Here is a 19,477-nt window from a genome sequence, read left to right as displayed (position 1 = left end):
GTGTGGGGACCCGGAGACGTCGATGTGAACACCTCGTTACGGTGAGGAAACGTTTAAGTCACCCGCGCGTGCGACACCAGTGCCAGCGGGAGCGCGACCACGGTTGACGCACGCCGGGCAGCGAAACTATCGAGCACCGTTCACCACGGCGTTCCGCCACGGGGGCAGCGGCTCGCCCGGCACGCGCCCCGCCCTGCCGCGCCGGCGGCACCGACGTAGCGTCGGTCCCGTGCCTGCCCCGCACCCGCGCCAGGCGGACCGCGCCCAGCGGCTCCGGCTCGCCGTCGCCCGTGACGGCGCCCGCTGCGTCTGGTGCGGACGTCCCTTCAGCGGCCTCGTGCCCGCGACGCGCGAGCACCTGGTCCCGCGTGCGAAGGGCGGGCCGTCCTGGCTGGAGAACGAGGTGCCCGCGTGCCGGCGGTGCAACGGCCAGCGTGGGCACCGTGGCGTCGTCGAGTGGCTGGAGGAGTGCGAGCGGCGCGGCTGGCACCCGGACGCGGCGGTCGTCGAGCGTGCGCTCGCGTCCCTCGCCGAGGCCATCGCGGAGCGCGGCGGTCAGCGGCGGGCGCGTGAGTACGTCCTCGCCCAGCAGCGGCGCCTGCGACGTCGGCACGCCGAGCCGCGGCCGGCCGGCGCCTGACCGCGCGGCCCCGAGCGGGAGGGGTGCTCAGGCCGTGGCCGCCCGCGTCGACGGGTCCTCGCCGACGCGCAGCAGGGGGATGCGCTCCACGGCGTGCCCGACGGCCGCCAGGCCCCGGCTCGTCGCGCGCAGTGCGGGCCGCACCCGCTGCGGCGCGTGCGGCACCAGCGCGTCGGCCCCGTCGCGCAGCCGGTCCACCACCGAGAGCGGCAGCGCCGAGATCACGTTGCCCGGTGGCCGTCGTGCCACCACCGGGTGCGCGCGCGTCGGTGCGACGCGCCGGACGACCTCCCAGAGCAGCCCGAGCCGCACCAGCCGCCCCCGGTCGGTCACCGCCTGCAGGCGCGGGAACAGCTCGTCCTCCTCGTCGCGCACGTCCTCGCGCAGCACGGCCGCGAGCCGCTCCAGCAGCGGACCGCGCCCCGGGTCGTCCGGGCCTAGCCGCTCGATCCGCGTGACGATCTCGTTGACCTCCTGGTGCTCGCGCTCGACCTCGAGCGTCAGCGCCTCGCCGTCCGGCAGCGCCCGGCGCATGAGCGGCCACAGCACCGACTCCTCCGCGAACGCGTGCGGGAACACCAGGCGGTACAGGCGCAGCAGCACCTGCTGCTGGTGCTCGCCGGTCGCGCCGTCGAGGTCGTGCAGCAGGCGGTCGAGGTGGACGTGGTCCGCGCGCTGGCGGGCCAGGACGCTCAGGCGTCCGCCCAGCTCCGCGACGCTCTGGTCGGCGATGGACGTGGGCACGGTGCCTCCCCGGGCGTGGGCGTGCCGTCCACGCTAGGCCGGGGTGCGGCGGACCGCCCGTCCGCCGGGCGTGTCGGTGACCGGGTCTACGGTCGGCGGGACGGACGGGACGAGGTGTCGGCCGCCCACCGGCGCCGCCCGCACGACCCGCGACGGGAGACGGCGATGACGACGTTCACGAGGGACGACGACCTGCGGGGTGCCCGGTTCGTCGGCGCGGACCTGCGCGGCGCGCGGTTCGTCGGCGCGGACCTGTCGGGCGTCGTCATGCGGGGGGTCGACGTCGACGGCGCGGACGTCGACGCGCCGTGGCTGCTCGAGGGCGGTGCGGCCTTCCGCGTCAACGGCGTCGACGTGGCCCCGTTCGTGGACGCGGAGCTGGACCGCCGGTTCCCCGGACGCGCCCTGCGCCGGGCGGACGACCCCGCGGGGCTGCGTGCGGCGTGGGCCGCGGTCGAGCGCGCGTGGGACGCGGCCGTGGCACGGGCCGCGTCGATGCCGCCCGGGACGGTGGACGTGCAGGTGGACGGCGAGTGGTCGTTCGCGCAGACGCTGCGCCACCTCGTCATGGCCACCGACACGTGGTTGCGCGGCGCGGTGCTCGGCGTCGAGCGGCCGTACCACCCGATCGGGCAGCCGAACGCCGAGTACGCGCTCGACGGGCACGACCCGTCCGTGTTCGCCGAGGGCACCCCGCCGTACGCGGAGGTGCTCGAGGTCCGCGCCGGCCGCGTCGCGATGGTCCGCGACGTGCTCGCGACCGTCACGGCCGAGGATCTCGCCGCGCCGCGCCGCAACCCGTGGGCGCCGCAGCACGAGGAGACGACGCTCTCGTGCCTGCGCACGATCCTCGAGGAGGAGTGGGAGCACCTGCGCTACGCGCTGCGCGACCTCGACGTGATCGAGGCGCGGCGCGACGGGTGAGTCCGCCGCGGGGGCGGCCGCGCTCGTCCCGCCAATCGTTTCAGGCTGCCCGCGCGTCGCTCGTGGCTGCCTAGATTGCGAGGCCTCGTCACGACGACACGCAGGGGGTCACCGCATGAACAGGATCAGGACGACGCTCACCGTGGGGCTGCTGGCGGCATCCGTGCTGGCCACGGTCCCGGCCGCCACCGCGGCGACGCCGGACGGCGGGCGCCACGGCGGGCCCGGCTACCACGGGCAGCGCGGCCCGTGCGACCGGCTCGACGCGCTGTTCTGCGAGGACTTCGAGTCCCTGCCCACGGGGGTGCGGCGAGCCTGGACTGGGGGATCAGCACGCGGCACGGCACGCTGCACGTCGAGCGGGACCGCCGCGCCGGCAAGGTGCTGCGCGTGCACACCGAGGGCAACGGGATGGCGTTCCTGCAGGTGCAGGACTTCGCCGCCCCGGCAACAGCTTCTGGGGCCGGCTGCGGCTGAAGGTCGACGAGTTCCCGACCGCGCCGGACTGGGCGCACTTCACCCTGGTCGAGGTGACGGGCAGCGGCAGCCCCGAGGTCGTGCGGCCGCTGGGCGGGCAGTTCGCGCCCACGGTCGGGCCGGACGCGACGTTCTGGGGCGTCGGCGCGGACGGCGGCCCGACGGGCGACTGGACGAGCTGGCGCGAGTCGGCGCCCACGGTCGAGGACCGCTGGCAGTGCGTCGAGTTCCAGTGGTCGGCGCCGGACAACCGGGTGGCGGTGTGGTTCGACGGCGTGCCGCAGCCCGACCTGACGGTGACGACCACGCAGCACGGCGGTGCCCCCGTCGACTTCGTCCTGCCCACCGCGGACACCGTGAAGGTCGGCTGGCAGCTCTACCAGGGCGGGCCCACGCCCGACCACTTCGACGTGTGGATGGACGACATCACCCTCGACGAGGAGCGGGTGGGCTGCCGGTAGGGGGACGGGACGCGCGAGGGGCCGGTGACCTGAGGTCGCCGGCCCCTCGCCCGTGCGGAGGTCGTTCAGGCGACGGGCTCCTCGGGCACGTCGCCCACGCCCGCGCCCGCACCGTCCGCGCTCTCGCGTCGCAGCAGGTCGCCGGGCTGGCACTGCAGCGCCTCGCACAGGGCCTCGAGCGTCGTGAACCGGACGGCCTTCGCGCGGCCGTTCTTGAGCACCGCGAGGTTGGCCGGGGTGATGCCGACGCGGTCGGCGAGCTCGCCGACGGACATCTTGCGGCGCGCGAGCATGACGTCGATGTCGACGACGATGGGCATCAGATCACCTCGTCCAGCTCGGCGCGCAGGGTCGTCGCCGTCGAGTCGAGCGCGACCGCCTTGGCGAGCAGCATCCGCATGACGAGCACGACGAGCCCGATGCCGAACGCGGCCGCGCCGATCGTGGTGACGATGAGGACGATGCCGGGCGGCACCGCCTCGCCCGGGGCGAGCAGCACCGCGAGCAGCGCCCACAGCCCCGCCTCGACGACGGCCGCGCCGATGACGACGTCGACCCAGCGGAACGCTGCGGTGGAGAACACCGTGTCGCGCCGGGTCATGGTGAGCAGCCGCCACACGCACACGAGCGCGACCTGCACGCACAGCACCATCGCCATCCCGATCAGCAGCAGCGCCCACCGCAGCGGCAGCATCGCGGGTGCCTCCTCCGGGACGTCCCGCCACAGGGCCGGCAGGGGGATCACCTGGATCGCGACGAGGCCCGCGAAGACCCCCACGATCACCACCCGCAGGGCCAGCACCGCCCATCGGCTCATGGTCACCACTCTCGCTTCCGCCTATCGAAGAACGATAGGAATCTATCGAGAGTCGTAGCCGACGGCAAGCCGGAGCCCTGCGACCACGCGGCGCCGACCGTGCGGTGCGTGGCTCGGCACGCCGGCTGCCTGCGCCCGTCAGCGCGTGGTGAACGTCTGCACGGGCCCCACCGTGCGGCCGTGCGCGTTCTGCGCCACGACGCGGAAGCGGTAGGTCGTCCTGCGCTGCAGGCCCGAGACCCGCTGCTCCTCACCGCGCTCGTACCCGGCCGCGCCCAGGGCGAGCGTCGGTGTCCGGCGGTCGGTGGACGACGTGCCCCACTCGACCCACGCGCTCGTCGCGACGCCGTTCGGGTGGACGCGCAGCTTCAGGTCCGCGGACGTCGTCCCCACCGCGGCCGGTGGCACGGCGCGCACGTCCGGCCGGCCGGGCGTGACCCAGGCGTCCTCGCGCGTGACCGACCCCGCCCCCGTCGTCGCCGTGACCGTCCACGTGTAGGCGGTGCCCGGGACGAGGCCGCGCGGGCGCACGGTGCGGATCTCCTGCGGCCCGTCCTTGGCGGCGGCCTGGAGCGTGCTGCTGCCGACCCGCGCGCCGTCGGCGAACCACTGGAACCGGACGCGGCCTGCGGCGCCGTTCGTGTCGACCCAGGCGTGCAGGTCGGCGGCCGTCGTGGTGACGTTCCGCTCGGCCACGCCCGTGACGGCGGGCGCCGCCGCGACCCGGACCGTCCGCCGGTCGGTGGCGGTGCGCCCGTCCTCGTCGGTCACCCGCAGCGTCGCGGTGAACGTGCCGGCCCTGTACGTGTGCCGCAGCGCGGTGGGCGGCCGGCCCGTGCCCGACCGCGTCGTGCCGTCGCCGAGGTCGAGCGACCACGAGGCGACGCCGCGGCCCGTGGCCGACCGGGCGCCGGAGCTGCGCTCGCCCGACAGGGTCACGGCGAGCGTCCCCGCGCCCTGCGTGGCCGACACCTCGAGCCACGCGAGCGGGCGCGGCCGCACCAGGGGCCGCGCGGCCAGCTCGCGGTAGGCCTCGGCGGCGGCGCCCTCGCCGAGCCGCCAGTCGCAGGTGCCCTCGGTGTCGAAGTAGGCGACCACCTCCAGCTCCGGCCACGTCGCGAAGTGCGCGAAGGCGTCCCGCAGCCACTGCGCGCGCCGCTCCGGCCGGTCGGGGTCCTCGACCGAGCCCCACTCCGCGAGCACGACCGGCTTGCCGTGGTTCGCCGCGAACCGGCGCAGGCCCGAGGCGACGCGCTCGAGGTCCCGCCACTGCGTGGTGCTGCCCTCCCGGCAGCCGAACCAGTTGTAGATCGCCGAGCCGATCCGGTCCACGACGTCGTCCCCCGGGTAGTAGCCCTCGGCCGTCGGGTCGCTGTTCGGGCGCGTCAGCACGCCCGCGCTCGGCAGCCAGGTCCAGCGCACGTTCGTGACGCCCTCGTCCCGGAAGACCCGGACGTAGTGGCGCCAGGCCGCGACGTAGTCGGCGGCCGTGCCGTACGACGACGACGCGATGTCCGGCTCGTGGTGCAGCGTCAGGTAGACCGTCGGGCCCATCTGCCGCACCTGGCGGGCGTGCGAGCGGATCCGCTCGTCGGCACCGCCGCGCGCGATCGTCGTCCACCGCACGACCGACCCGTCGGCCCGGCGGGGCAGGACCGACAGCACCGGCACGCGGCCGCGCTGCACCGCGTCGGTGGTCGCCGGGCCGAGCAGGTCCTCGTCCCAGCGGTGGTACAGGCGCTGCACGTCGAGCCGGCGGTCCAGGCGGTGCTCGGCGGCGTCCGTCGCGGCCGGCGCGCTCGCACCGCCGGCGCGCGCGACGTACTGGCCGAGCATCGTCCTGCCGGTGCCCGCGGAGGACGCAGCCGCGTCCGGCGCCGCGGCCTCCGCTGCGGTGGCCCCCTCGGCGGGTGCGGGGCCGGCGCCGCGGACGTCGGGCGTCGACCCGCCGGGCAGGGCGGGCGCCGTGGTCGGCCCCGGAGGGACGGACGGGGCGGACGTCGCTCTCGACGTCGGTGCCGGCGTCGCCGGCGCGGTCGGGGCGGGCGCCGGTGTGGTCGGGACGGAGGTCGGCGCGGTCGTCCCGGCGCCCGGTGAGGGGCTGGTGGCGGCGGCCACGACGGCTGCGGCCCGCTCGGCCTGGGGGGCACGCGCCGCGCTCGCGGACGCGTCGGCGGACGGCCCGGGCGGGGCGCCGTGCGCCGCGGACGACGGGACGACGAGCGCGGCGACGGCCAGGAGGGCCACGGCAGCGCGTGACGCGAGCGGCGCCGGTCGGGGCGCGTGGCGGTGCGGACGGGGCACGGTGTCCTCCCGGGGAGGGACGGGCGGGCAGGGTGGCGCGAAGGGTCAAGAAGACCGCGGTGTCACCCGTTCGGGTTCATCCGTCTCACCCGCTGGAGCGCCGCGGCCGCCGCTGCTCGCCCCGGACGCGACGCCTCGGCCGCCCCGTCGCCGCGCACGGCGGCGCCTCGGGCGCAGGTCAGACCAGGCGCAGCACGCCCGCCTCGGTGGGCCGGAAACCGCAGGCGTTCTCGTAGAAGCGCGCGAACCGGGGCTCGTAGTCGGCGTGCAGCCAGGTGCAGCCGTTCCGCCGGGCCTCGTCCGCCGCGGCCGCCACGAGCGCCCGCCCGACGCCGCGCCGCTCCACGTCGGGTGCGACGCACGTGTCGAGCAGGACCGCGTGCTCGCCGCCGTCACCGATGACGTTGACGAACCCCACGAGCCGCCCGTCCATGCGGGCGGTCACCCACGTGAGGCTGTGCCGGTCCAGCCGTCGGCGCCAGGGCGTCGCCGACGGGGGACCGCCGAACGCGGCGGCGTGCAGCGCCTCCAGCTCGCCGTCGGTCAGCGCGCCGCGGACGTGCACCGTCGCGCGCCCGGCGTCGGGACGGTCCGCCGCGACCTGCCCCTGCTGCGCCCACCAGCGGCGCAGCAGCGCGACGAACTCCTCGGGACGCGTCGGGTGCACGTCGTGCCCCGCGTCGATCGTCGCCATCGTGCCGGCCGGGAAGCGCGCCGCGAGCGCCGCGAGCCGGTCCTGGTCGACGAAGCTGGTCGGCCCGCCGCCGACGACGAGCGTCGGCACCGTGACCTCGTGCGCGCGGCGCGCCCACGCCGCGCCGGGCCGCCCGAGCTCGCGCAGGACGGCCGGGCGCACCTCGACGTCGTAGGGCACCGGACCGCCGGGGCGCGGCGGCGGGGACACGTCGACGGGCGGGAGCCCGAACGGCGGCGGCGGGGACGAGTCCTCGACGACGAGCGCGGCGACGAGGTCGGGCCGTGCCTGCGCGAGCACGACGGCGACCACCCCGCCCATGGAGTGCCCCACCACGGTGGCGTCGCGCACGCCGAGCAGGTCGAGCAGCCGCGCGACGTCGTCGGCCATCTCGTCCAGCGTGTAGCTGCCCGGCCGGCTGCTCGCGCCGTGGCCGCGCAGGTCCGGGACGACGAGCCGGTGGTCGCCGGCCAGCAGCGGCACGACGTCCCGCCAGGAGGACCCGTCGCTCGCGGCACCCATGCCGTGCAGCAGGACGAGCACGGGTGCCTCGGCGGGACCGTGCAGCTGGTAGGAGAGGGTCACCCCGGCGACGTCGGCGAGCACGGGCACATGGTCGCAGAGGCGCGCGGGCGGCGGTCGGGTCCCCGCGGGCGAGGAGCCACGCTCGTCGGCCTCTCAGCGCGGGGCGGGGGTGCGGCGACGTCAGCGACGGCGGGCGAGCAGCGTCGTGACGAGCGGCGCCACGAGCGCGACCGCGGCGGCCACGAAGGCGGCCGTCGCCACCGTGCCGTCGACGAGCGGCCCCGCCGTGCGGCCGACGCCGATCCACGTCAGACCCCAGGCCGTCGCCAGGCCGATCGGGACCGCGACCGACGGGCGTCCCCGCGCGACCACCGCGTACGCGACCGCGAGGACGGCGGCGACCGCGAGCACGACGACCGACCACGTCGTCGCGCCGAGGCCGAGCCCGCCGACCTCGGCGACCGCGAGGAACGCGGCCACGTTGGCCAGCGTCGCGACGCTCACCCAGCCGAGGTAGAGGCCCACGGTCACGTCGGTCACCAGGGAGGCCGCGGTGTCGGTGTGCGGGATGCGGACGAGCCGGACGAGGACGGTCGCGAGGACGGCGACGAGCGCGAGGATGACGAGGACGCTGCCGCCCACGGAGTCCGCCTGCACGGTCGCGATCCACAGGGCGTTGAGCACCATCGACGCCAGCACCCACCACGAGACCGCGCGCAGCCGCCGGTCGCCCGCCCGGCGGGGCAGGGCCTGGACGACGGCGAACACGGCGAGCCCGGTGTAGACGGCGGACCAGATCGAGAACGCGGGGCGGTCGGGGGCGAGCGGCGTCGCGGTCGCGGAGAGCGCGCCGCCCGCCGCCTCGGCCACGGGCTGCCCCCGAACGCACCCGAGCCGACCGCGGCGCCGGCGATCGCGAGCGCGGCCCCGAGCAGGACCGTGACCTGCCGGACGTGGTCGCGGGACGTGGCGGGCCGGCCGACTGCTGCGCTCGTCGTCTGCATGGCACCAGCGTGCCAACCCTCAGTACGCTGAGCATCTCGAGGGCGTCCGACGCCGGCAGCGGCGCCGGGGCCCGGGCTCAGTCCCGCACGCGCGCGCGCCGCTGCTCGCCCTGCGTGCGCAGCACGTAGCGGAACAGCGCGTCCTCGTCCTTCTCGTCGAGACCCACGAACCGGCAGCCGTAGTGCGTCGTGCCGGTGGTCGTCTCCTGGACGCGCACCACCTCCGCCTCGAGCGCGAGACCGCGCTCGGGCGTCGGGAACGTGAACCGGACGCGGTCCCGTACCGCCAGGCCCGCGGTCGTGGAGACCCGCACGCCGTGCGCGGCGAGGTCCACGACGACGAACGTGAGGCGCCGCGTGGCGCCGTCGGGGGAGCGCACGACGCCCGTGCAGATCTGGGTCAGCCGCACCCGCGCCGAGCGTCGCTTCTGCACGGTCGAGACGAGCTCGAGGTACTCCACCTGCACCGTCGTCGCACCGACGTGCGTGACCCGCCCGGTGTACCGCACCTCGCCGCGCACGTCGTCCAGCACCTGCAGCGCGACGTCGTCCCCGGCCTGGACCGCCCCGCCCAGGATCCCGTGGTCGGGCACGAACGACAGCACGCCGTCCGCGCACGTCGCGACGTGGCCGAGGACGGCGCGGTCGTCGACGAACACGGTGCAGGGTGCGAGGTCGTGCATGTCTGGTCCGTCCCGTCGACGTGACCACCCCCGTCGCGGCGGTGCGCCGCTGGTCCCGTGCACGTCCTGTCGGCGGGCGCCCCGCGGTGCTGAGGGGCGGGCCGGGCAGGTCCCCCGGTCGGCGCACGCGACGCCGGCCGGGTCAGGCGTCCCAGGTCCGGCCGTGCCACCACCCCCGGCCCGCGGGCGCGTCCCACGTGGGCACGGTGGCCGCCTCGAACCGCTCGTCGAGCGGGCGGACCAGGGCCCCGAGCCGGCGCCCCTGCCTCCCGCCGCGTCGGACCACCGCCTCGAGCCGGTCGCGCGCGTCGAGCCCGTCCTCGCCCTCGCAGAGGGGGCAGCCGGACGGCACGGCGGGCTCGCGGCGCTCGGCGCGACGGACGAGGTGGGACCACGCCTCGAGGTCGGAGCGGACGGCGCCGGGACGGCGCGGACGGCGCTGCCGCTGCGCGCTCACCGCGTCGGGGGCACCGCGACGGGCGGGCGGGGACGGAGGCGTACGGGACGGAGTCGTACGGGGCGGGGGCGCACGGGACGGGGTCGTACCAGGTGCATGCGGGGCGCCGTGACGTGGCGCTGCCGGTGCGTGCGGGTGCGGTGGCGCCACCCTGGCGTCAGGCGGGGGTGGCCGTCCCGGGCGGCGGGCTGGGCTGCCCCGGCTCCTCGCCGTCCCGTTCCCGCACGCGCAGCGACGCGCGCAGACCGCGCCTCGCGCCCGTGCTCACCCGGGCGCCGGTGGACGTCGTCGCGTGGTCGTCCGCGGCGAGCCGGCTCAGCACGGCGTCGTACCGCTCGTCCCCGGTCGCGCCCAGCGCGCGGGCGGCCCAGTACCGGATCTCCGGGTCGGCGTGCGCGGTGGCGGCCAGGAGCCGTGCGTGGACGTCCGGTCCGCAGGCGGCGAGCGCCCCCGGGAGGTAGCCGGGCCGGGGGTGCCGCCGGGCCAGGAACGCCGCCCACAGCGCGTCGGCCGCGGCGTCGGTCCCGATGCGGGCCAGCGCCCTGCTCGCCGCGGCGCGGACGTGCTCGGACGGGTCGTCGACGCAGGTGGCCAGCGCGCCGACGGCGGGCGCGTTGCGCAGCTCCCCGAGGGCCTCGCACGCGCTCGCCCGGACCATGCCGTCGGGGTGCGTCAGGAGCCCGACGAGCAGCGGCGCGGCCTCCTGCACCCCCAGCCGCCCGCAGGCGTCGGCGGCCCAGGCCTGGCAGCCGAGGTCCTCGTCGGACAACGCGGCGAGCAGCGGCTCGGTCAGGCCCCGGTCGCCGAACACCTCGACGCGGTTCAGCGCACGCGTGTAGACCTCCCGGTCGGTGTCGCGGTACCGGGTGACGACCTCCCGCAGCAGCGCCCGCGCCTCGTCGTCGCCGTGCGCGGCGAGCCCGACGAGCCCGTCCAGGGCGGCGACGCGCACCTCCCGGTCGGGGGCGGTCAGCTGCGAGCGGACGACGGTGGCGACGAGGGACTCCTGCCCGGACGTCGACGGGACGCCCGACAGCGCACCCGCCTCGGCGGCGCTCACGGCTGCGGGCGCACGCGCCGCACCGCCGCCACGACCTCGGCGTGCAGGGCGGCGACGAACGGGGTGCGGCCCTCGACGACGCGCTTCGCGACGGCGTTCGCGGGGTGCAGGAGCAGGTCGCCGGGCCGGCCGTGCAGCGCCAGGTCGGTGCCGTGCTCGTCCGTGGCGATGACCCACGACAGCCCGGTGTCGCGGGCCACGTGCTCGCCGAACGCGACGCCCACGGCGTTGACGACCGTGTTGACGTCGATCCCCCGGTCGTCGCCGTGCCATCCCGCCACGACCGCGTCGAGGGAGGTGAGCGAGGGAGGCGTCGTGCCGTCGCCCGCGTAGGCCTCGGCGAGCACGCCGGCGACGGCGAGCTGGTCCTGGCACCACTGCGCCTCGGCCTCGCTCAGGGGCGACACCTGCGGGGCGGGGGCTGGTCGGCGAGGCCCGGTCATGGGCGCAGTGTGCCAGCGGGCGGTCCCGGGGAGGCACGGAGAACCCGCTGCCGTGCGAGGAGCGCCCCGCGCTACCGTGCGCCGGTGAGCTGGACGGGGTGGGCGCGCCGGGTGCGCGACGCGGACCTGCCGCTGCGGCACCGGTCCAGCGCGCTGCGCTCGCTGCTGAACCTCCACGCGCCGTTCGGGTTCGAGGGCACCGAGCGGCACCTGCGCCGGCTCGTCGGCGTCCCGGACCACGGCGACGGGCCGCTGGGCGCGCGCCGCACCGGCGACTGGAGCGACGCCACGCTGCTCGCGGCGCTCGACGCCCTGGAGGCGTCGCGGGCGAGCCACCTGCGGTACCGCGCGGTCGTCGCGGAGCGGCGCCGGCACGAGAAGGCGCAGCACCGGCGCCAGCCGACGAGGGGTGACGTCGCCGCGCTCCGGCGCGCGGAGTGGTGCAAGGACGTCGACGAGGCGGCACGGCGGCAGCCGGGCGCCCGTGAGGCCCGGCGCGCACGCCGGGGGTCCCCGCGTGGCGGGGCGTGACGGGGGATTCCCGGTGACCGCGACGGCAGCGCCGGGCACGATGGCGCGGTGACGGGGTCGGGAGCGCGGTTCCAGGACAGGGACGAGCCGATGCGGTACCTGCACGCGTCCCGGGTGCTGGTGCGGTGCCCCCGGTGCGCGGAGCCGGCCGTCGCCACGCCGTGCCGGGTGGCCTGCCCGACGTGCGGGTTCACCCACGAGGGGCGCGGCTGGGTCGCGACGGCCGCGCGGACGACCGTCGTGCTGGAGGGCCGGTGCGGCGGGTGCGGGCGGCAGGCGCGGGTCGAGCGGGACGTGCCCGGGACGACGCGCGACCTCCCGGTGCGCTGCGCGGAGTGCGGCGCCGTCACCCGCCACCCGGCGCGCCCGGCGGTGTACCGGAGCGCGGGCGGACGCCCCCTGTACCGGGGGCTGGACCTGTGGCTGCAGACGCCGTGCGAGGGGCGCGTGCTGTGGGCCTACGACGAGGCGCACCTGGACTACCTGGAGCGGTACGTGGCCGCCGCCGTGCGCGAGCAGGAGCCCGGCAACGCGTCGCTGGCCAGCCGGCTGCCGGCGTGGGTGAAGGCGGCGGGGAACCGCGACGCGGTGGGCCGCGAGCTCCGGCGCCTGCGGGCGATGCTCCCCGCCTAGACCTCGGCGCGGACCCGCGGGCTGGGCCCCGCTGCGCCCGGCCCCGCTACCGTGACGCCGTGGTCCGGCTGCCGGTGGTCGTGTGCGCAGGGCTGGTGGCCGCCGTGGTGTGGGGCGAGGTCGCGCACCGGGGCGCGAGCAGGCGTCGGCTCGGGGACGGGCGGAGCGCGGGCGGCCGGGACGCGGTGGTGGTGCTCGGCTACAGGAACCGGGGCCGTCGCGCCAACCACGTCAACCGCTACCGCGTGCGCGCGGGGCTGCGGTCGCTCGACCCGGCGGCGGCGCGGAGCGTCCTCGTGCTGTGCGGCGGGGCCGTCGCGGGCGGCGTGCCCGAGGCCGTGCTCCTCGCGCGGTACGCACGCGAGCGGGGCTACCGCGGCCCGGTGCTGCTCGACCGGGAGAGCCGCTCCACCTGGGAGAACGTGCGGAACGCGATCCCCTTCCTCGAGGACGCCGACTCGATCGCGGTCGTCTCGAGCTCCCTGCACGCGGAGAAGGGACGTGCCTACCTGTGGCAGCTGCGCCCGGACCTCGCACGCCGGCTGCGCCGCGGCGAGGACTACCGCCCCGGGGAGCTGCTGCTCGTCAAGCCGGTCGCGGCGGCGCTCGGCGTCAGGAACCTGCGCCGGCTCCCGCCGTGAGCGCGGCGCGGGGCGCCATGTCGTAGGTGACCCACGGCGTGGCGTCGGCGTGCCGGTCGTAGAGCGCGCGGGCGGTCGCGTTGTCGGCCGCGGTGATCCACCGCACGACGCTCGCGCCGCGCTGCGCGGCGAGCCCGGCCGCGGCGTCCAGCAGGGCCGCACCCACCCCGGCCCGGCGGGCCGCGGGGTCGGTGAAGAGGTCGTCGAGGTAGAGGCCGAGGGTGCCGGTCGACGGCCGTGCGAACGTGCGGAGGTTCGCGAGGCCCAGCAGCGTCGTGCCGTCCGCTGCGGTCGCGACGAGGCCGGTGAGCCCGTGCTGCTCGCCGAGGACCCACCGCCAGGTCGTCGCCACCGCCTCGGGGTCGTCGGGCAGACGGTAGAAGGCCCGGTAGCCCGCGTACAGCCGCGCCCACTGCGGCGCGTCGTCCGCCGTGACGCGCCGGACGGTCGGCGCCGGCTGGTCCTGGTGCACGTGGTCGGTCACGGCGGACAGCGTGGTGCCGCGGCCCCGCCGGCGCGGCCGCGGCCACCATCCGGGACGGGGGGCGCACGACATGCCGGCGGTCGGCGTCAGCAACGTCGGCCCCGTCGTCGAGGGCGGGCTGCGACCGCGCGCCGGGACCGCCGCCCGGGGTGCGCGCTCTCGCGGTCAGCGGGGCCGGTGGCTCTGGTCGACTGTCCCGGGGGACGGTGCGGCCGTCCGGCAGCACCGGGCGATGCTCGCACGCCGTGCCGGGCACGACGCCGCGTCGGCGTGGCTCGCCTGACGGCGCGTGCACCGCGTGGGGCTCAGGCGTCCCGCCCGCCGTGGACCCGGGCCGCGACCGCGCCCTCGGCGGGCTGCGGGCCTGCGTGCCGTGCCGGCCGGTCGTCCACCGGGTCGGGCACGTCGCCCCCGCGTGGCCGTCGCACCCCGAGCACCGCTCGGACGACGAGCCCGGCGAGCAGGGCCCAGAACGCGGCGCTCACACCCGCGACGGCGACGCCCGAGGCGGCGGTCGCGAAGACGACGACGGCGGGGAGCTGCTCGGCCGGCGCCGCGAGCGCCGCCCGCAGCGAGGCGGCGAGCGTGCCGAGCAGGGCGAGCCCGGCGACGGCGGGGACGACGCCGGCGGGCGCCAGCGCCACGAGGGTGCCGAACGCCGCGGAGGCGACGCCGAGCACGACGAGGACGACGCCGGCGGTCACGCTGGCGACCCAGCGCCGGGCGCGGTCCGCGCCGGCCTCTGGGCCGGCCGCGAGCGCCGCACTGATCGCGGCGAGGTTGACGGCGTGCCCCCCGGCCGGTGCGCCCACCACGGTCGCGGTCCCGGTCACGAGCATCGAGCGGCGCCACGGCACCTCGTAGCCGAGGCCCTTCATCACCGCGACGCCCGGCACGTTCTGCGACGCCATCGTCACGAGCCACAGCGGCAGGGCGACGCCGACGACGGCCCCGGGGGTGAGCGTCGGCGCGGTGAGCTCGACGCGCGGCACGAGGGCGGCGGCGTCGACCGCCACGCCGGAGGTCACGACGTGCACCCCGATGACGACGGCCGCGGTGACGAACGCGAGGGGCGCCGCCCAGCGCGGTGCGAGCCGCAGCGCGAGCAGCCAGACGACCACGACGGGCACGACGCCGGCCGGGTTCGCCGCGAGCCCCGTGACGGGCCCGAGGCAGAGCTGCAGCAGGACGCCCGCGAGCATCGCCTGCGCGACCGAGGCGGGGATGCGGGCGATCAGCGCACCGAGCTGCGGCACGAGACCGGTCAGGACGACGAGGGCGCCGGTGACGAGGAAGGCCCCGACCGCCGCCGGCCAGCCGCCGTCCACGGCCCCGGTCGTCGCGAGCAGCGCGGCACCGGGGGTCGACCACGCGGCCGTGATCGGCATCCGCGTGGACCACGCGAGCACGATGCACGACAGGCCCATCGTGACGCTGACCGCGAGCAGCCCGCTGGACGCCTGGTCCGGGTCCGCGCCGACGCTCGTGAGCCCCGCCAGCACGACGACGAACGCGCTGGTGAAGCCGACCAGCGCCGAGACCACGCCGGCGGAGACCGGCCGGGACCACCCCTCCCGTCCGCCGCCGGGCGCGTCGGGAGCCGGGTCCGTGGGGGTCTCGTGACGCATCGTGTGGTGTCCCTCTGGTTCGGGGCCCGCTCGGTCGGCGCGGAGAGCGCGCGCGACGAGGGGGACTGTACTGCGCACGTCCGCGCCGGCCTCGTGGCGGGTCAGGGCAGCAGCCGGACGATCCGCTCCCGCCAGAGGCGGTCCATGAGGGCGTGGTCGTCGTAGGCGGCCTGCGAGACGAGCACCCGGCGCGGTGACACGTCCCGCCACCACACCCCGCGCACCGGCAGGACCTCGCACGCGAACGCGCCGTGCCCGCCGCGTGCTGCCAGGAGCGGGGAGAGCCACGACGGCCGGTAGCGCGCGATCACGCCGTCGTCGTCGTGCTCGTCGCGCCAGTCAGCCGCCGCGCACCGGTGCCGCTCCAGCAGCTCCGCCAGCACGGGCGTGCGCGGTGCGACGAGAAGTCCGGCCGTGGGGGCGCGCTCGACGTCGGCGACCCACTCCTGCCACGCGCCGGCCGGGACGTCCACGCGCGGCAGCGGTCGCACCGCGGGGGTCAGCGGCGGGAACTCGCCCAGCGCCGACGGGTCGACGCGGTCGCGCAGGTACAGGACCGTGGTGAGACCGGAGGCGTTGGTGCTGCTCACGACGAGCGAGCTCGTCCCGTCGACCCTCATGGGCTTCCCTCCGCCGGCGGACCACGTCGCGGGACATGCTGCCGGACGGCGGGCCGCGTCCCGTCAGGGACACTGGAGGCAGCAGCAACCGCCGCCTTGATGGAGGAGTCACCGTGCCCCAGGCAACCGTCCGTTGGTTCGACGCCGAGCGGGGGTTCGGCTTCCTCGACCTCGGGGAGGACGCCGAGGACCTGTTCGTCCACGCGTCCGAGATCGTCGGCGACGCCGGGCCGCGGGTGCTCCGCGAGGGGCAGACCGTCGAGTTCGAGCTGGGCGAGGGCGACCGTGGCCCGGTGGCGCGCCGCGTGCGCGTCACGGGCGACGTGGCCGCCGGCGCCGCGCTCGGGGTGCTCGGCACCGTCAGCTGGTACGAGCCGGCGAAGGGCTACGGGTTCGTCAGCCCCGACGGCGGCGGCGCGGAGATCTTCGTGCACAGCTCGGCCATCGTCGGCGGTGGTGTGATCACCGAGGGGCAGCGGGTCGCGTTCCTGGTCGTGCCCGGCGAGAAGGGGCCGCAGGCGGACCACCTGCTGCCGCTGGGCCCCGAGGCCGGGCGCCAGGCCGCGGCGTCCGACGGGGCCGACGGCACCGTGACGTTCTACGACGCGGAGAAGGGCTTCGGCTTCGCCGTCCGCGACGACGGCGGCGAGGACGTCTTCGTGCACGCCCGCGCGCTCATGGGGGTGACCGAGCTCGTCGAGGGCGACCGCATCACGTTCGACGTCGCCGAGAGCGACCGGGGTCCGCAGGCCCGTGAGGTGCGGCTCGTGGGCGGCACGGGACCGCGGCGCGCGCCCGCGTCGGCCGGTCGCGGCCGGCCCGCGCCGTCGGAGCGTGGCCGTCCGGCACGCCCCGCGTCGTCCGGCGCACCCGTCCGCGGCGGCGAGGGCGTCGTCGCGCGCTACGACGCGGACCGCGGCTTCGGCTTCATCACCCCGGACGCGGGCGGCGACGACCTGTTCGTGCACGTCTCGGTCGTGCAGGGCGGCGAGGTGCTGGAGGAGGGCGACCGCGTCCGCTTCTCGGTGCGGCAGAGCGACCGGGGACCGCAGGCGGACCGCGTCGAGCTGCTGTGAGCAGGGGACGGCCGGACCCGGCGCCGTCACGCGGTCGTCACCGGGTCCGGCCGTCCGGCGGCCGGAACGCCGTCCAGTGGTCGTCCCCCACCACCAGGACGCCGTGGTCACCGAGCGGCCAGAGGCTGTGGGCGTCGGCGGGGGCCCGCACCGACCACACGACGGTGCCGGTGCGGACGTCCCGTGCGACGAGGTGCGCCGCGCCGTCGCCGTCCTCGAGGGTGAGCACGCGGTGCCCGTCGGTCACGACGTCCCACCCCGCGACGTCGCCGGCCGTGTGCTCCCACACGACCGCGCCCGAGCCGGAGTCCAGGGCGACCATCCCGGTGGAGCCCCCGGACGCGGATCTGCCTGAGCCGGTCGGGACCAGGACGAGCGAGGAGAGCACCAGCGGCTGCCCGGTGGCCCCGGAGCCGACGGCCTCCTGCTCCCACCGCACGTGACCGCTGCGCGCGTCGACGCCCTGCAGGCCGCCGCCCTCCGGGGACGTCATCAGCAGCAGCCCGGGGGCCGTGCCGTCGTCCACGGCCGGCGGGAACACGTGCCCGTCGCGCTCCCACAGCACCGTGCCGTCCGCCTCGCTCACCTCGGTGCGCACGCTGCCGTCGCCGAGGCGGACCACCGCGACCGCGCCGTCCTCGAGCCCGATCCGTGCGACCTCCTGGGCGGGGTCCTCGTCGGACGGCTCGGTGGGCAGGGCCCGACCCGTGCCCGGCTCCACCACGACCTCTCGATCGCCGTGCGCCGCGTCGGCCACGACCTCGCCCGTGCGCGCGTCGAGGACGACCTCCCAGCTCCCGAACGACGCCGTCAGCAGGTCGTCGCCGAGCGCGAACGACTGCTGCGCGTGCCCACCCGGCAACGCGTCGGGGCTGCGGTAGGACCAGCGCTGCTCGCCCGTCCGCAACGACCACCGCCCGGCGGTGACGTGCTCGTCCACGGAGACGCCGATGACGACGAGGTCCGCACCCGACAGCGTCCAGCTGCTCGTCCCGTCGCCGACCAGGAGGGTCTGCTCCAGGCTCCCCGTCGCGGGGTCGAGGACGTGCACCGTGGTGGCGCCGCTCCCACCGCTGCTGAAGCAGGCGACGAGCACCGGCTCCGGTGCTGCGGTGCCCGCGGTCGGCCCGGTGGCCGCCACGGCCGGCGGAGCGTCCTGCGACGTGAGCTGGCACATCGACGCCTCGGTCACGCGCTCCTGGCGCCACCGCACCGTCCCGTCGCGCGCGTCGAGCGCGACGATCCCCTGACCGTCCGGGGCGACGGCGATCAGCGTGTCCTCGTGCACGCCCACCGAGCCGCGGAACCCCGCCTGCCAGGACTGCACGAGCGGCTCCTCCAGCGACGGACCGACCCCGGCGACGCGCGCGAGCCGCTGCTCGTCCGCACGTTCCACCCAGGCCTGCGCGAGGGCCGCGACGGCCACCGCGAGCACGCCGGCACCGGCCGCCCACCGCCAGTGGCGGAGTCGGGGGCGCCGCGCGACGGGAGGCGCGGCGTCGTCGCCCGGGACGGCGCCCTCGACGCCCTCCTCCACGAGCTCGACAGCCGCCTGGGACCCGCGCCCTCGCGCCACGGGGCCGAGGCTATCGGCCCCGTGGCGTCGAAGGGGGGCGCGGTCCGCGCCCGCGACCTCGCCCCCTCCGCGCCCGGTCGGCCCCTGCAGTCAGCCCGTCGGCGGCGCCTGATCGTTCCGGACGCCGATGATCGGGTCCGGCGGACCGTGCGGCCGTCAGGGTGGACGTCGGAAGGGAGCACCGTGATCGCCTGGCTCAACCGGCTCGTCGACCTCGTCGAGGAGAGCCTCACCGAGGACCTCGACGTGACCCGCCTCGCCGCCTCGGTCGGCACCACCGAGCACCACCTGCGCCGCATGTTCTCGTCGCTGGCGGGCATGCCGTTGTCGGAGTACGTGCGGCGCCGGCGGATGACGGTCGCGGCGGCGGACGTGGTGAGCGGGTCGCAGGACCTGCTGACCATCGCCGTCCGCCACGGCTACGGCTCGGCGGAGGCCTTCGGGAGGGCGTTCCAGGCGGTCCACGGCGTCACCCCGGGCGAGGCTCGGCGCGACGGCGGACCCTTCCGCACGCAACCACGCCTCAGGTTCCGCCTGACCGTCGAAGGAGAGCACCCCATGGACGTCCGCATCGTCTCGCGACCCGCCTTCCGCCTGGCCGGCCACGCCGCCCGTGTCCCGCTCCGGCACGAGGGGGTCAACCCCGCGATCCAGGAGCACGTCGCCGCGCTGGCACCGCAGGAGCACGTGCGCCTCAAGGCGCTGGGCGACGCCGAGCCGCACGGCCTGCTCGCCGTGAGCACCGACCTGGACCCGGACCGGCGCGAGGGCACCCCGCTGACCTACCTGCACGGCGTCGCGGTCTCGGACGCGGTGGAGGTCCCCGGCGACCTCGACGTCATCCCCGTGGCGGCCGGCTCCTGGGCGGTCTTCCGCGCCGCCGGCCCCTACCCGCAGACGCTGCAGACGGTGTGGGCGGCGACGGCGACGGAGTGGTTCCCCTCGAACCCGTGGCGCCTGCGCCCGGGTCCCGAGGTCGTCGCGGTGCTCGAGCGCGCCGACGACTTCAGCACAGCGACGGTCGAGCTCTGGCTGCCGGTCGAGCCCGCCTGAGA

22 protein-coding genes are annotated in these 19,477 nt (G+C 77.3%); 8 read left to right on the top strand and 14 right to left on the bottom strand.

What is annotated here, in order from left to right; translation table 11 throughout:
* Positions 1–229 precede the first annotated feature (229 nt).
* Positions 230–640, top strand: coding sequence for an HNH endonuclease (locus tag GC089_RS16760; RefSeq protein ID WP_155378590.1), 411 nt, complete (start codon positions 230–232; stop codon positions 638–640).
* 27 nt (positions 641–667) lie between these two features.
* Here the strand turns inward: GC089_RS16760 and GC089_RS16755 are convergent, their stop codons facing one another.
* Entirely contained in the window at positions 668–1,384 is a 717-nt protein-coding gene (locus tag GC089_RS16755) for a hemerythrin domain-containing protein (protein WP_155378589.1), read from the bottom strand.
* Between the two features lie 165 nt (positions 1,385–1,549).
* On the opposite strand from GC089_RS16755, the gene GC089_RS16750 reads away from it, so the two are divergent.
* Entirely contained in the window at positions 1,550–2,308 is a 759-nt protein-coding gene (locus tag GC089_RS16750) for a DinB family protein (protein WP_155378588.1), read from the top strand.
* Positions 2,309–2,838: 530 nt separating this feature from the next.
* Positions 2,839–3,246, top strand: coding sequence for a hypothetical protein (locus GC089_RS16745; RefSeq protein WP_155378587.1), 408 nt, complete (start codon positions 2,839–2,841; stop codon positions 3,244–3,246).
* 65 nt (positions 3,247–3,311) lie between these two features.
* On the opposite strand, the gene GC089_RS16740 is transcribed toward GC089_RS16745, so the two are convergent.
* The 9 genes from GC089_RS16740 to GC089_RS16700 form a co-directional block, all read right to left on the bottom strand.
* On the bottom strand, positions 3,312–3,566 hold the full coding sequence (locus GC089_RS16740; RefSeq protein WP_155378586.1) for a helix-turn-helix transcriptional regulator: 255 nt from the start codon (positions 3,564–3,566) through the stop codon (positions 3,312–3,314).
* Positions 3,566–4,063, bottom strand: coding sequence for a DUF2975 domain-containing protein (locus GC089_RS16735; protein WP_155378585.1), 498 nt, complete (start codon positions 4,061–4,063; stop codon positions 3,566–3,568). Before GC089_RS16735 ends, GC089_RS16740 begins: the two co-directional genes overlap by 1 nt.
* Positions 4,064–4,201: 138 nt before the next feature.
* Entirely contained in the window at positions 4,202–5,899 is a 1,698-nt protein-coding gene (locus GC089_RS16730; RefSeq protein ID WP_155378584.1) for a PKD domain-containing protein, read from the bottom strand.
* A gap of 646 nt (positions 5,900–6,545) precedes the next feature.
* Positions 6,546–7,667, bottom strand: a complete 1,122-nt coding sequence (locus tag GC089_RS19775; RefSeq protein WP_196250742.1) for an alpha/beta fold hydrolase — start codon at positions 7,665–7,667, stop codon at positions 6,546–6,548.
* Between the two features lie 99 nt (positions 7,668–7,766).
* The gene (locus GC089_RS16720) at positions 7,767–8,456 is read right to left on the bottom strand and encodes a tryptophan-rich sensory protein (protein ID WP_230684910.1); all 690 of its coding nucleotides are present in this window, start codon (positions 8,454–8,456) and stop codon (positions 7,767–7,769) included.
* Between the two features lie 211 nt (positions 8,457–8,667).
* On the bottom strand, positions 8,668–9,273 hold the full coding sequence (locus tag GC089_RS16715) for a flagellar brake protein (protein WP_155378583.1): 606 nt from the start codon (positions 9,271–9,273) through the stop codon (positions 8,668–8,670).
* Between the two features lie 142 nt (positions 9,274–9,415).
* Entirely contained in the window at positions 9,416–9,730 is a 315-nt protein-coding gene (locus GC089_RS16710) for a hypothetical protein (protein ID WP_155378582.1), read from the bottom strand.
* A 157-nt stretch (positions 9,731–9,887) separates the two neighbouring features.
* Positions 9,888–10,790 carry a HEAT repeat domain-containing protein gene (locus GC089_RS16705; RefSeq protein WP_155378581.1) on the bottom strand — a complete coding sequence of 301 codons (903 nt, stop codon included), beginning with the start codon at positions 10,788–10,790 and terminating at the stop codon, positions 9,888–9,890.
* The gene (locus GC089_RS16700) at positions 10,787–11,233 is read right to left on the bottom strand and encodes a DUF3806 domain-containing protein (protein ID WP_155378580.1); all 447 of its coding nucleotides are present in this window, start codon (positions 11,231–11,233) and stop codon (positions 10,787–10,789) included. Before GC089_RS16700 ends, GC089_RS16705 begins: the two co-directional genes overlap by 4 nt.
* Positions 11,234–11,317: 84 nt before the next feature.
* On the opposite strand from GC089_RS16700, the gene GC089_RS16695 reads away from it, so the two are divergent.
* From GC089_RS16695 to GC089_RS16685, 3 genes are read left to right on the top strand one after another with little or no spacing between them, the layout of a single operon-like run.
* Positions 11,318–11,764, top strand: a complete 447-nt coding sequence (locus GC089_RS16695; protein WP_155378579.1) for a hypothetical protein — start codon at positions 11,318–11,320, stop codon at positions 11,762–11,764.
* A 48-nt stretch (positions 11,765–11,812) separates the two neighbouring features.
* Positions 11,813–12,397, top strand: a complete 585-nt coding sequence (locus tag GC089_RS16690) for a hypothetical protein (RefSeq protein WP_155378578.1) — start codon at positions 11,813–11,815, stop codon at positions 12,395–12,397.
* Between the two features lie 59 nt (positions 12,398–12,456).
* Positions 12,457–13,038 (top strand): YdcF family protein, encoded by a 582-nt coding sequence (locus GC089_RS16685; RefSeq protein WP_196250741.1) that lies wholly within the window; start codon positions 12,457–12,459, stop codon positions 13,036–13,038.
* On the opposite strand, the gene GC089_RS16680 is transcribed toward GC089_RS16685, so the two are convergent.
* The 3 genes from GC089_RS16680 to GC089_RS16670 form a co-directional block, all read right to left on the bottom strand.
* Positions 13,010–13,522 (bottom strand): GNAT family N-acetyltransferase, encoded by a 513-nt coding sequence (locus tag GC089_RS16680; protein ID WP_230684909.1) that lies wholly within the window; start codon positions 13,520–13,522, stop codon positions 13,010–13,012. The genes GC089_RS16685 and GC089_RS16680 overlap by 29 nt on opposite strands.
* 305 nt (positions 13,523–13,827) lie before the next feature.
* Complete coding sequence (locus GC089_RS16675) at positions 13,828–15,150, bottom strand: benzoate/H(+) symporter BenE family transporter (RefSeq protein WP_155378577.1); 1,323 nt, start codon at positions 15,148–15,150, stop codon at positions 13,828–13,830.
* 101 nt (positions 15,151–15,251) lie between these two features.
* Positions 15,252–15,770, bottom strand: coding sequence for a hypothetical protein (locus GC089_RS16670; protein ID WP_155378576.1), 519 nt, complete (start codon positions 15,768–15,770; stop codon positions 15,252–15,254).
* Between the two features lie 113 nt (positions 15,771–15,883).
* Between GC089_RS16670 and GC089_RS16665 the strand changes: the two genes are divergently transcribed.
* On the top strand, positions 15,884–16,846 hold the full coding sequence (locus tag GC089_RS16665) for a cold-shock protein (RefSeq protein WP_155378575.1): 963 nt from the start codon (positions 15,884–15,886) through the stop codon (positions 16,844–16,846).
* A gap of 37 nt (positions 16,847–16,883) precedes the next feature.
* On the opposite strand, the gene GC089_RS16660 is transcribed toward GC089_RS16665, so the two are convergent.
* A complete protein-coding gene (locus GC089_RS16660; protein WP_155378574.1) occupies positions 16,884–18,422 on the bottom strand; it encodes a PQQ-binding-like beta-propeller repeat protein in 1,539 nt (512 codons plus the stop codon).
* Between the two features lie 183 nt (positions 18,423–18,605).
* Here GC089_RS16660 and GC089_RS16655 point away from each other — a divergent pair, with 183 nt between their 5' ends.
* Positions 18,606–19,475 (top strand): AraC family transcriptional regulator, encoded by an 870-nt coding sequence (locus GC089_RS16655; protein WP_155378573.1) that lies wholly within the window; start codon positions 18,606–18,608, stop codon positions 19,473–19,475.
* Positions 19,476–19,477: the final 2 nt, after the last annotated feature.

The sequence above is a fragment of the Cellulomonas sp. JZ18 genome, from assembly GCF_009720485.1.
Taxonomy (GTDB): Bacteria; Actinomycetota; Actinomycetes; order Actinomycetales; family Cellulomonadaceae; genus Cellulomonas.
This window is presented reverse-complemented; position numbering and strand designations above follow the sequence as displayed.